Annotated in this window: 7 protein-coding genes; 4 read left to right on the forward strand and 3 right to left on the reverse strand. The window is 45.1% G+C overall.

Going from position 1 to position 13514, the window contains the following annotated elements:
• The first annotated feature begins 205 nt into the window (after window positions 1-205).
• The 4 genes from dndB to dndE are packed head-to-tail and all read left to right on the forward strand — an operon-like array spanning window position 206 to window position 5274.
• Window positions 206-1291 carry a DNA sulfur modification protein DndB gene (gene dndB, locus HWW83_RS12660; protein WP_176589341.1) on the forward strand — a complete coding sequence of 362 codons (1086 nt, stop codon included), beginning with the start codon at window positions 206-208 and terminating at the stop codon, window positions 1289-1291.
• A complete protein-coding gene (gene dndC, locus HWW83_RS12665; RefSeq protein WP_176589342.1) occupies window positions 1288-2922 on the forward strand; it encodes a DNA phosphorothioation system sulfurtransferase DndC in 1635 nt (544 codons plus the stop codon). The genes dndB and dndC overlap by 4 nt, the downstream gene beginning before the upstream one ends.
• Window positions 2912-4921, forward strand: coding sequence for a DNA sulfur modification protein DndD (dndD, locus tag HWW83_RS12670; protein ID WP_176589367.1), 2010 nt, complete (start codon window positions 2912-2914; stop codon window positions 4919-4921). The genes dndC and dndD overlap by 11 nt, the downstream gene beginning before the upstream one ends.
• Entirely contained in the window at window positions 4921-5274 is a 354-nt protein-coding gene (gene dndE, locus HWW83_RS12675; protein WP_176589343.1) for a DNA sulfur modification protein DndE, read from the forward strand. The genes dndD and dndE overlap by 1 nt, the downstream gene beginning before the upstream one ends.
• Before the next feature lie 42 nt (window positions 5275-5316).
• On the opposite strand, the gene HWW83_RS12680 is transcribed toward dndE, so the two are convergent.
• Genes HWW83_RS12680 through dptG form a run of 3 tightly spaced genes read right to left on the reverse strand, consistent with a single transcriptional unit; the run spans window position 5317 to window position 13514 of the window.
• Entirely contained in the window at window positions 5317-7107 is a 1791-nt protein-coding gene (locus HWW83_RS12680; protein ID WP_176589344.1) for a DUF262 domain-containing protein, read from the reverse strand.
• Window positions 7108-7129: 22 nt separating this feature from the next.
• Entirely contained in the window at window positions 7130-12208 is a 5079-nt protein-coding gene (gene dptH / locus HWW83_RS12685) for a DNA phosphorothioation-dependent restriction protein DptH (RefSeq protein ID WP_176589345.1), read from the reverse strand.
• Window positions 12189-13514 carry a DNA phosphorothioation-dependent restriction protein DptG gene (gene dptG / locus HWW83_RS12690; protein WP_176589346.1) on the reverse strand — a complete coding sequence of 442 codons (1326 nt, stop codon included), beginning with the start codon at window positions 13512-13514 and terminating at the stop codon, window positions 12189-12191. The genes dptH and dptG overlap by 20 nt, the downstream gene beginning before the upstream one ends.

The following is a 13514-nucleotide window of genomic DNA, read 5'->3' on the forward strand; positions in this document are numbered from 1 at the left end:
TTAACCTTATGATTGTAAATAAAAAATATAAAACCCAGGAGTCACAACAGCTACAGAATACTTTGGTTATTAGTAACATAGTAACATATTGATGAAAAATGAATTTTAGTACGTAAAAATTCACGTAAAAAAGCTATAAATCCAGCCGTAGATTACGTAAAATATCACGTAATGAAATTCATTGGATATCTAAACGGATTTTAGTATGGCTAATATTGATGCAAATTATTGCTACTCGTTTCCAGCTATACGTGGCATTCAGGCTGGTCGCCCTTTCTACATCGCCACGTGCCCGATGCGCATCATCCCCAAGATATTCAGCTTTGATGAAAACGACGTACCGCCTGAGCTACGCGCGCAGCGCACGCTGAATAAATCACGCATCCCCGAAATGGTTCGTTATCTTCTTGAAAATCCGAAAGATTATGTATTTTCCGCACTAACAGCGTCCATCGCTGTTGACGTCCAGTTTGATGAGCACCCAGGTACAAACAATCTGGGGACGTTATGTGTGCCAATGGATGCACAAATCCTCATTAATGATGGCCAGCATCGCCGTAAAGCAATTGAAGACGCTTTAGACGCTCGCCCGGAACTGGGGCAGGATAATATTCCGGTGCTGTTTTTTGTCGATGAAGGGTTAAAACGCAGCCAGCAGATGTTCGCCGATCTGAATAAATACGCCATTCGCCCCAGCCCGTCGCTAGCGTCTCTATACGATCATCGCGATGCCAGTTCAAATCTGGCACGTTACCTGGCGATGTCCATAGAGCCGTTTGTTGGGATGACAGAACTGGAAAAATCTGGCATCAGTCAGCGGTCGAATAAGTTATTTACGTTGAGCAGCATCAAGCAGGCTACCCGCGCATTGTTGGGTAAAGATCCCAAAGAGAACAACTTTGAGGAATGCACCCAAATTGCTACCCAATATTGGCAAGCTATTTTTAGCGTGATGCCGGATTGGCAGCTAGCGGCTAAAAAAGAGGTTTCACCGGTTCAGTTACGACAAGATTATGTTCACGCTCATGGCATTGGATTGCAGGCACTTGGGCAACTGGGATATACCCTGCTAACGGATTATCCTGAGCAATGGCCGGAGAAAATAGCCGCACTTAAAACTTTTAACTGGCGCAGAAACAACCCGGATCTCGTCAAACGTGCGATGCAGCACGGCAAACTGAGTAAAACCAGTACGGCGATCCAGCTCACCTGTAATGCGCTAAAAATCGCGCTCTCAATCCCCCTCACTCCTGAAGAACAGGAGCTTGAAGCTCAAATGGTTGTCTCATGAGTAAATTAGTTCAGGCCTACGATTTGGCCGAATACGAAGATTTTATTAATCAGGAGCTGTTCGCTGGACGCCCCTTATCCGAATATGTTGCTGAAGTTCAGAGAATTTATTGCGCAGATAAACGCCCATGGGTAATTGGCTACAGTGGTGGTAAAGACTCTTCAGCGGTTATTACGCTGGTATATCTGGCCTTACTGGGCTTACCCCCTGAAATGCGTAGCAAAGATGTTTTCTTAGTATCCTCCGACACTTTGGTAGAAACGCCAGTAGTTGTTGATCTTATTAAGAAAACCATGTTGCAGATTGAGGCTTGTGCAAAACGCAATGGCTTGCCGATCACCCAACATGCCGTGATGCCAAAAACCAATGAAACCTTCTGGGTTAATTTGCTGGGAAAAGGTTATCCGGCCCCAACCCGTAGTTTTCGCTGGTGTACCGAGCGTATGAAAATCAATCCGGTGAGCGACTTTATTAAAGATAAGGTCAGCCAGTTTGATGAAGTGATTGTTGTCCTCGGCTCACGTAGTAGCGAGAGTGCCTCCCGTGCGCAGGTCATCGCAAAGCACAAAATTGATGGCTCCCGCCTGGCCCGGCACACCACACTAGCAAATGCGTTTATCTATACCCCTATTGATACCTGGGATGTAGAAGACGTCTGGAAACTGCTACGCGGCGCGTTCCGCTATGCTCCTGAAGATATCGACGAATGGGAAAGCCCGTGGGGAGGAAACAATCGTCCTCTGTGGACGTTGTATATGGACTCTTCCGCACAGGGTGAGTGTCCCTTGGTGATCGACGAAAGTACCCCTTCTTGCGGGAATTCTCGCTTTGGCTGCTGGACCTGTACCGTAGTCACCAAAGATAAAGCGATGGAAAGTCTGATCAAAAATGGCGAAGAGTGGATGTCGCCTTTGCTGAAATATCGTGATCTGCTGGCGTTTACCACCGATCCGGCGAATAAAGACACCTATCGCAACTATAAACGCCGCACTGGTAAGGTGAGCTATCAGTACGCTAAAGACGGCGAAGATCGTAGCGCAGAGCGTAAGCATGTTCCTGGCCCCTACTGGCTCAAATACCGCCAGCAGTGGTTAAAAGACTTACTGGAAATTGAGCGTGATTTAAACGCCCAGGGCCACACGATTACGTTAATTACCCAGCCGGAGCTGCACGCTATCCGTCAGGAGTGGTTGAAAGATCCTAACGAGCCAGACTGGCACGACACATTGCCGGGGATTTACCGCGAGGTATATCAGCAGGATTTGAATTGGGTGGTTGACGATCAGTCGCGCTTTGATGCCAGCGATGCTGATTTGCTGGCGCAGATAACGCAAGGGTTCGACGTAGTACCTGAAATGGTGATGAAACTGATTGAGCTGGAAACCTCGATGGAAGGGTTAAGTCGTCGCCAGGGGATTTTTGACAAGCTCGGAACAATTTTAAAGCAGGACTGGGGCAGCCTGGAAGAAATCCAGCAGCAACAGGCAACGCTGCAAAAACGCAACGACCGAGATATTCATCAGGACGAAGTGGATAAGCTAGAAGCTGAACTCCAGACTTTACAGCGCAGAATTATCGATGCAGGCGAATCGTCTGTGCTTATCGATGAGGAAAATGAACGTGCTCATTAAGCAACTAGTATTACATAATTTTCGCGTATTTTGCGGCACACACACCATCGATCTGGCTCCCAGAAAGCGTCCGCATGAAGTAAACCCTCGCCCGATTGTGCTATTTGGTGGTTTAAATGGTGCAGGGAAAACATCTATTTTGTCGGCAATTCGACTGGCACTGTATGGGCGTTTAGCGTTTGGCCCGGCAATGCAGCAGCAGGAGTATGTTGAACAACTCGGGGCACTGGTGCACAACGGGACGTATACAGCAGAGCGTCCGGATGAGGCCGCAGTAGAACTGACCTTTACCTACAACCAAAACGGCCATGAGACTGAATTCACCGTCACGCGAAGCTGGAAGAAAGGAAAGAAAGATCGTCTCTCTTTGCAACAGGATGGACAACCGCGTAGTGAACTCAGTTATGACCAGTGCCAAGGGTTTTTGAATGAATTAATTCCTCACGGTGTCGCCGATCTTTTCTTTTTTGATGGAGAGAAGATTGCAGAGTTGGCGGAAGATGAATCTGGCAATATTCTGCGTACAGCGGTGCGTCGTTTGTTGGGACTGGATCTGATCGCCAGACTACAAAATGACCTGATGATTTTTGTCAAACGCCAGCAAACCGCGCAGTTGGCTGGCTCCCAGCAACAGCAGGTTGAAGCGCTTGAAGCAAAGATTAAAACGCTTGCCGGTCAGGCAGAGAAATTGCTGGAAGAGGCCGATTTCGTCAACTCGCGGATTGAATTTTTATCCCAGGACATTATTCGCCATGAGGGATTGTTAAATGCGCAGGGCGGCGCATTTGCCCAGACTAAAGCACAGGAAAAACAGAAAGTTGAAACGCTGTTAAAAGAAAAAGAGCGTCTGGAAAAAGCGTTACGACAGGAATGCGATGGATCGTTGCCCTATGCGTTAGCGCCTAATACGTTGTCGCGGTTGCTGGAAAAAATTACCAATGAAGCACAGATCAAGCAGGCGAAAAATTTTGAGACGGAGTTAAATCAATTTTTAACTCAACTCAAAAATGATATCGCGTTCCGTTCCAGCAGTGAGAGTAGTACCAGAGCCATTGCTACCGAAGCGATTACCAATAATTTGGACGCATATATGGCAGCCAAACCAAAAGGTGATTTGCTGTTTGATATTTCTGAACGTGAAGCCGGTATGCTCCAGCAGTCCATTGAGCAGGACAGCAAAAAAGCATGGCAGCGTTTTGATATGTACCGCCATCAATTAGCGGATATTGAACAACAACTGGAACAAGCCGCTGCTAATATTGCTCGCGCCCCGGAAGACGAGCAGTTAATGGATCTCTTTGCAGCACTACGCGATCTCGATCATAAGCGTGAAAAACAGCGGCAAAAATATCGCTCATTGCTGGAAGAGGCTAAACGGACGAAACAGCAGCAACTGGAATGTGTTCGTCAGGTACAGAAAGCACATGACATAACCCGTAGCCAACATGGTCTTAGCAGTGCGTTTAAAAACGCGCAGGAGACCATTAACCTGCTCGATTACTACAGCGATGTGTTAACGCAGGCGCGAGTGAAAAAGTTATCCGCTAACTTTGAAATTGCCTACCATAAGCTGGCTCGTAAAGAGGATTTACAGCTTAATGCGCACATAAACCCACAGACATTTGATGTTGAACTGGTGGATGAAAAAGGTTCGGTGATTAATCGTAAGCTGCTTTCTGCGGGTGAAAAGCAGATTTATGCGATTGCGATTCTTGAGGCGCTTGCAAAAACCTCTGGGCGTGATTTCCCGGTGATTATTGATACGCCGTTAGGGCGTCTGGATTCTCAGCACCGGGATAAGTTGATTAATCATTATTTCCCGGAGGCCAGCCATCAGGTTGTGCTGCTATCCACCGATACTGAAGTGGACGAGCGTTATTTCGTCGACCGACTGCGTGATGATATTTCTCATGCTTATGAGATTGTGTTTAATGCGCATACCAAATCATCTGCGCTGAAACCCGGTTATTTCTGGGAACTAACTAAGGAGGCTGTTTGATGCTCCCGAATCGAATGGTGCTTAGTCGTCAGACTGAAGACCAGCTCAAGAAGTTAAAAGGATATACTGGGATTACGCCCAATGTCGCGACTCGACTGGCATTCTTCCGCTCGGTGGAGAGTGAGTTTCGTTATTCGCCTGAGCGTGATACTAAGAAGCTCGATGGCTCGCTAGTGCTGGATAAAATAACGTGGCTTGGGGAAACGCTGCAAGCTACGGAATTGGTGCTGAAGATGCTTTATCCGCAGTTGACACAGAAGGACATAATAAAGGCGTGGGCGGCGCATGTTGAGGATGGGATTGCTGCATTAAGAAATTATCGAAATTTGAGAGATTTATCTAACAATATATAAACAAACATGGCGCTAATAACAGCGCCATGTTTATATATTTCTCTAAGAGAAAGAAAATACCTTTATGGCAGCTTCAACATACATGTCTGTAAGTTTTTTAACAGACTCTTCCGTCCACTTTTCTTGTTCATAAATCCATGAATGAATACCAATTCCTGTATTTTTAAATGTATCCTTCTTATTTATAAAAGACTTATTATCATTCTTATTATTCCGAGAAGGATCTAAAAGGACAATATTCCCAATGTTATTTTTAATTTTTTCCATATCCATATTTTTATCCTCTTGGTGTGCTGAATATGGATATATATGCTCAAGAGTCATACTGTTAAAATCAAAAATCACAGTTTGATCCTCTCTCTTTAATCTATTTAGGCTATTACCCTGACAAGGCTGTATTAACCACTCCCAATTTTCTTGAATTGTCATTAATAAACATTTTATCGGTTTATTATCTCCTTTTTTTTGATAGATCAAACTTCTAACATTAGCACTAAACTTTACATCTTCATGATCTTTATCTAAGAGAGTTTCATTAAACGCGTTATGTAAATTAGAAATATCAAATCTATCACGCTCCGTATGTATTTTTAATGCTAGGGCTGCATATAATTTTGAGAAAATACTTGCATGTAAGTCACTAATCATTTTACATCTAATAAAAAATTTGCTTGTTTCATTTACAATATGCTTAAAGTTATTTTCGGATGAGAAACTTGCAGCCAGTAATAATGGCATTGCATGCAAATGTTTTAATTTATTGATAAGGAGGTCTAATTTGCTTTTATGCCATTTATTATTATCATCATTCTCGAAGGGCCACTCACCACTTGATATATACTCCAGCCTCTCAACACACTCTCTAATGTAAGCGACTGTTTTATTTATTTCTGATTTATTTATTGATTCATTAAATACTGTTTTTTTATATTCTTCCAAAACAGACGAGGCAGTAATATTAGTGCCGGTTAACATAATTAAAATCCATCTTAAATAATCAGTTACTTTCTTTGATGGATGTTTAAGTATGGCATCCCAATTATCTGAAATACTCCGTTGATACGAAGTGTTATCGCTACATATACCTATTGTATATGCTTTAAGTAATTCCCCTTCAGTTAAGTTAATGCCTCTATCATTTAGTACGGTAAATAATTTGTATGCATCATCAATACTATTGGTTACAATATGAATAACTAAAAAAGACTCTTCAAATAACTTGACTATGTCATCTATGATTTCTAAACATTCGGAGATTTTTTTGTTTTTAAATAGACTATCCCTAATAAAGGCATTAAAGTTTTTCCTAGCTCTTAACATTAATTCATGCGAATTCCGTGTAGCTTTTAATGGGTTAGCATCAATTAATGATTGATAAAATTCGTTATCAGCATTGCCTATTGTAATTCTTACATGTTTTTTAATTTCACGATTTTCTCTTTCATCAAGATGAAAGTATTTATAGATATCCTTTAAAATCATGGTTCTGTATTCGGCGTCTTTTTCTTCCTCACAATTAAGTGCATTAATAATATTCCGAATGACAGAAAAGAAAAGTACAATAGTGGATAGTCTTTGCTGGCCATCCACTAATAAATTCTCTATCCTTCTGTGCCCTCCAAAAGTTTTCTCTTGAGCACAGACAACTCCTCCAAAAAAATGTTCGCAACTTTTCTGGGATTTCTTTTTCCTCAAAGCATCTTGTATATCATTACAAAATTGCTCTATCTGCTCATCTTCCCATGAATAGTCTCGCTGATATGTAGGCGTATAGAAAATATTACTATTCTTAAATAATTCGCCAAAGGACATATACTCAGGTTTAACGTTCATTCAATATCTCCAGTAAATTTTACTAATCTAGTTCCCAGAACGCCTTGTCACGTAACTTTGAAACGGTTTTTGAACCATCAATATAAAGGCTAAAATGCTTCTCAAGCTGTCGAATCTGCCCCATCAAAGACTCCTGCTCACCTTTATCATCAACGTTAAATACCGCCTTAATATCCGCATTCCTAATCTCAGAAACACGATGGATTACCCACGTTAAAATATAGGAGGCATAATTATTTTCCCCGGTCTTAAAGTGAGTGATCTCCTGCGTTGACAGGATCGCACCAACACCATATTCACGGCCTTCTTTAAGGATCTTACGCAGGCTGGCAAAATCCTGACGCATAAAGTTATCGGCTTCGTCCACCAGAATCATTTTGGTGAGCTGACGATAATCCCCCCGAACCACTGGTTTACCGCGCTTTTGCATCTGCGCATAAAACAGATCCAGCGTGAGCGCAACTACCAGGTTTTGCACTTCTGGCGGGTAGCCAGCCAGTTCAATCACGGTGACGCCGTCAATCAATTCGTACAAACTGGTCATCTTCTCCGGGATAGTCTCGAATATCTTGTAACGCGCCAGTTTAGAAAGTGCTGCGTAAAGCGAATCTTCTTCAACCTTCTCCTGATCGAGGAAGCGCTGCCATACATCTTCAATCGTCGGCGCAGTCCTTGACCATGTTGTCGGATCTTCCGGCGAAATACCTGCCGCTTCGTAGCATTCTAAAATCAGATTTTCTAATTTGAGCTGCTGCTTATGGCCCAACCCATAAGCTTTCGCCATCGTTTCCGATAGTCCACCAGCGGTATGGATTGGTAGCATTGGCGTATCGCCAAACAGAGATAAGGGGTTGTAAGGCAGCTTAAATAACTTGTACTTTTTAGCACCCGTTGCATCAAGAAAAGCCTCATCCACATAGTCTGATTTGTAATCGAAGATCAGCAAACCAATAGGTTTACCGTCAACGTTACAGGACTGATTACGCATCAACTGTGTGACCAGTGATTTAGTAAACTGGGTTTTACCGGTGCCCATCGTTCCAATAATGCCGGTATTGGTATTCATGAACTTGGCGGTGTTGGTTGGCTCCCAATATAACGGACTCTGACGCGTAGCATCATGACCAAACAAGATCCGTAATGGAGTATCGCTAATATCAGGAGCCGCTACCGATACAGCAGGCTGTAACAACTCTGGTTCCGAAATGGACTGTGCAGTGATCGGCGTTGTGACTTTTACCACAACTTCGGGTTGTGACGGACTGGCATCACACTCTGGCTTAAGCAGGTATTTTTCCGGCACCCGGTAACGTTCCGCCAGCGGTGGTTCATCCCCCTGCGCAGCAATCAGCGAAGGCAACAGTGAATAAGGGATTTCGATCTGTAAGATATTCTCCGCTGTCTCTTTATAAGAGAGATCGAAGCAGGTTGCGCTGTCCACATGCGCCACAACGAAGCCGTCCGCATAGTCGGTCAACTCACCTAACTGATAGTCGCCCGTTAACCACCATTCGCGTCGATCCAGCAAGGGAGACAGTTTGTTACTGTCCAGCACCCCGTACAGACGTAGTTTCTCCACCTGCATCAACACCTGACGTATAAAGAGCGCCCGATACAGCTGTGATGCCAGCGTTTGTGGTTCCAGAATATCCTGCTGTAAATAACGTTTCAGCTCACGAGCCTGTTGGCCCGCGTAGCTGTAGTCCGGTCGTGCCCCGGTTTTAACTTCCAGAGGCAACAGATGGAGGCGGTCTTCTTTGAATCCCACAAAGAGCACATCATCAGAGATCGCACCTTTACGATAACCCTGTAAATTTCTTGATAAATCACTCTCTTTCATTTTCAGCCCGACATTGCCGGACACGCGGATCATTTCGGCTACTGATAACGGAATCCAGCAAATATCGGACTGGTGCAACATAGATTGCACAAATTTGTACGCACCTATAATGCCATGCTTCTCTTTACGCTCTCTTTCACTGGAACGCAGCATTTTCAGCAGCCATTCACCGTTAAAGGCATTAAATTCAGCCAACAGATGCTGACTATCAACAGCAGGTTGCCCTGACTGGCTTCCGGTCTGGAGCAACCGCAGGAATAAATCAACCTGCTTCGTGACAGTGACAGCATCGTAGCCCGCGCAACTGGTGTACTGGTCAGAATAGTGGATAAGCACCACATCTTGCTGACTGGTAAAAAAGTCGAGGGTGACTTTAGGATCAATGATGGTGGTCCAGAGCGCGCTATTGTAAGAGTAATTGAGCAGCTGTTTAAAATTGCCACTCACGGCCAGGCCGATCCCTTGTCCATGATACTGGCTGTTGCTTTGACGTGCGGGTTGCCACAGGCAGCCGATTAGTCGGGCAAGACGCAGGGCGCAGTAGGACTCAGTATCCACATCACGCAATCCAAACGCGGTAAAGTAAGCATCCCCCTGCGTTTCGGCACCTTCCCCAGCGATCAACCCATGACACAATACCCCGCTAGACGCATCTTCAATGCGGATCTGGCGGCAATCCACAGGTGCTGTATTGGTGAAAAATGCCAGATGTGCATAGGCCAGCTTGTCGCTTTCTGACGGCAGAACAAATTTGCTGAACGTTAACCGGCTACGCAGCAGGTCAATCAGCATATCGGCTTCCGCCCGCCATACGCCGCTGTTCAGATCGAGATCGTTTTTAAGCTGCTCATAGCTACCACTTTCGGCAAAGTGATCGAACATATTGGGTAGCAAACGTTCATCATAGCAGTTCACATGAACCGAAATAGCGTGCTCTTTTTCTTGCTTAAAATATTCTACTAATCCCAGAAACAGTTCTTTAGCATTCCCTTGATTAATGGCACTGATAATCAACGCACTGTTTTCAGCGCTCTGGAACAACCGGGCATAAGCGTCTGTGAACTCATTGAGTTTGTCTTTTACCAAACGTTTAACGTAGTCATGGCTGACCTGCCGCTGAGGAACCGCATCAATCCAGAAGCGGTTTTCCTCCACCGGCTGTAGTTGCGCATATTCATGCTCACTGTGGTAAACAAACGGCATTAACCCGGAAACCATCAAGCGATCAAGAGTGATCGGCGGTAGTATGGCAAATGAAGCCGAATCGTTCTGTTCCGACTCCGCAACGATAGTGTCTGCCAGTTGTAGATGGTAGGCCAGCACTAATGGGTGCAGTGGTGAGAGACGCTCATGGCTATCATTGCGGCAAATCCCCAGATGCAGAAGACGTTTCTCTTGCGCTGTCAGCGCTCTGCTCAGGCCTATTTGCTGGAGTGACCGTTCAAACGTAGTAACAATGTAGCTGACCAGTGTGCGATATTCCGCTGACCACGAAACCAGACTCGGTAGGGTGTTACGACGATGATAGTAGGCAAATAACTGCTCATAGGCGTTATGGAGATCGGGGTAACTAGCAAGAAGTTCATCCAGCGCAAACTCACTATCGTCACTTCCCTTACCCAGCAGACGTTGTTCAATTAATGAGGCTTCCAGTATCAACAACTGCTGGCGTACACCGACGACCTTGTGTTCAGTATTATCGAGAATGATGCGCCCTTTTAGTCGGTTCCAGGTTGCATTGCCCTCTTCTTTGAACAATTTATTGAAACGACTTTGGTCAAAAAGCAACGGCAACGTTAGCCCTTCTTCTGCTCCCGGCCCCTCGATGTTAAACGACAGACGGGAATCACCGGAAACGAGCGCAAACTGAACCAGGTCACTTTTATTTGCCAGCGTCTCAAAATTCACATGAGCATAATGCTGGCAGTTGATATCTTCACTCTCGTCATCCAACGTACAGATCAAGTTGCCAGACTCGGCAATACGCAGAGTGTTATCTTCCAGTTGCAGGGTTATTTGGTCTTTACCTGGCTCAATGCGGTAACAGTGCTGGATATCGTTAAGCCAGAATTGTCCCTGCTCGACCAACAACAGGCGAAATTTATACTCTTCAGCTGAATTATTGCGGTTGGTCAGTTCAAGACTAAAGAAACAAGGATGCCCGTCAAAAGGCACCGATGCCATAATGCGGGAAGTCTTGCCTCCCGCTCGGCTAGTGCGCCAGAAAGGTGCATTCTTTAACTGCCGATTATGGGCAATCTTTATCTGGTTATCCTGAAGATCATTACCCTGAAAACTGAACTCCAGCTCAGCCTTTGATTGCCCTGGCTGCACCTGCACCAGCAGGCTGATGTCTCGTTTGCCTGCCTTACTGGCGCTTTTCGCCCGTTGCCAAACCTCGCCGTTTTCGACGGAGACGTTCTCCAGCACCAGTTTTTGTTCACTATTCTGTTCTTTCTCTTTTCTGTAGTCGGAGAAATCGAGCTCACGCCAGTCATCTTTATCGTAAAAATGCTCCTGAATGAATTTTGAACTAAACTCAGGCAGCACATTCTCCAGCTGTCCACTGTAGCGTTCAACACTATCTTCTATCTGGCGATATAATTTCCGGTTTTCATTCAGTCGGGTGCGTAGCTGCTTCTGGCTATAGTTCAGTAGTTCATCATCTTTAAACAGATGAAGCTCGGAGAAATCCAGATTGCCATCATCCAGCAAGCGATACAGCGAAGAGAAACCAAATACGGTCGCCCCTTCATCCAGTACCGTCGCCAGTTGATCCTCCAGCAAACAACGGGACAATTCCGAACGGTTACTACCAGTGGTAATAAGCTTTTCCAGTTGATGACTGAAAGTTTGTGGATACCAGATAGCATCCGGTGCAGCTACGTCTTTTGTGCTGTTAATCAGGGTATCGAGCATACTGTTGTGAATAATCAACAGCGCTGTTTGGGCAAAAATGCCGCTGCGCCCTGCAACTTCATCGCGCAAATGAGAAATGTAGTTTTCTGTGAATGCTGGAGCCTCGGCTCCGTGCAGTACAGGAATAAGCTGAACACCATTGCAGGGGAGGCAATCAATATACTGCCCTGGCGCAATTTCCAACTGATTGCCGTCCGCCAGAGAGACGAATGCTTCCCAGAGTTTTAGGGCATTATCGGGATCGGGAGATTTGAACTGGTAGCGCTCGCCGGGCTGAATGATGCCACCTACCCATTCAATAAAGGTTTCTGCCAGATAGGTTTCATACTGTTTTACGGACATATACGGCGTCTCCACTATCACTCATTCGCTCTACGTTTCCCATGCGTTCATAAAACGCCACCAGCGTTTGCGCCGATTGGTTGTCCAAATAAAAACCGCGCTGTTCAAAACCACGCAGCAGTTCATGCAGGCGGAGTTTGTCATTTATGCCCACAGTAAGATTAGTCAGTAACAGAAGACGATCCTGATTTAGCACCAGCACTTTCCCTGCCCGACCACGGACCTGAATGAAGTCAGTGCAAATCTGGCTTTCCAGCTCCTTAATGTAGTTCTTATTTATATCCGCGCGGTTAGTTTTTTTATCCTGGAATTGCTCTATGGCAACGGATAATAGCTGTTTGAAAGCACTTTCCAGGTTTGTTGCGCGGTCACGAGCAGGAAGATCTCGTTCGTCCTTACTAATAAATTTCTGTATGTAATCATTAATCTCATCTAACACCTGGTTTGGGGGACCAGAATAATTCAAACAATCCTGATATACCTGCCAGAGAGGGCGTTTTTTCTCTCCTTTTACCTGCAACACCTCCAGCGCGGAAAGTATCGGAAACAGTTTTTCGCTCTGGCTGGCGAAAAGCTTATAGCCATAACGTTTCACCTTTTCACGTTCGGAGCTGGCTTTTTCGCTATCAAGAATAAAAAACAGTGATTTGCTTTGTGGTTCGCCGTCCTGCCAGTTGTCCAGATTGAGCGCCAGTTGAGCGCACCAGCTAAAGGCGTACAAACGTAGGGTGTTGGTCAATTCTTGTAAAAGGTATTGTGGGTGCTCCGCCAAAAACGCCAAATCGGACTGAAAACACGTTACCATGTACGGAAGATACGGTTGCTCTTCAGCAAACGGTCCTTTCCCCAACAGCTTTATTTTTTCATTGAGCTTATTCAGCATTTGCTGCTCGATGAAGTTCAGTCTGTCCTGTATGGGATAACGAAGGCTGAAATCTCCCATCAAATGGGCAAACAGCGTGCCAAGTCGTTTATCTGCCGTTGAACTCGCACTTATTTTTTCACCATTAAACTGGGCGTGGAACAGTAAAAAAAGTGGGGAGACATGGAAAATATCCTGACTGGAAAAATACATCCGTTCCAGCACGGACCAGAATGCAGGCTCATCAAGCAGTTCCTGGAGATGTGTTTTACAATCTTCTCGGAATTGTTCGGGATCGTAAGCTTCGATTTTGCGTTTCAGGGCGTAGCTAAGGACCAGACCAGTGACGAATTGCCAGCTAATATCGTTATTTTTATTGCGCACAGGCAGGTAACTATCCAATTGATTGTTACCCACTTTTAACTCGTTCGCGATAGGGTACAT

The sequence above is a fragment of the Serratia ureilytica genome, from assembly GCF_013375155.1.
Taxonomy (GTDB): Bacteria; Pseudomonadota; Gammaproteobacteria; order Enterobacterales; family Enterobacteriaceae; genus Serratia; species Serratia ureilytica.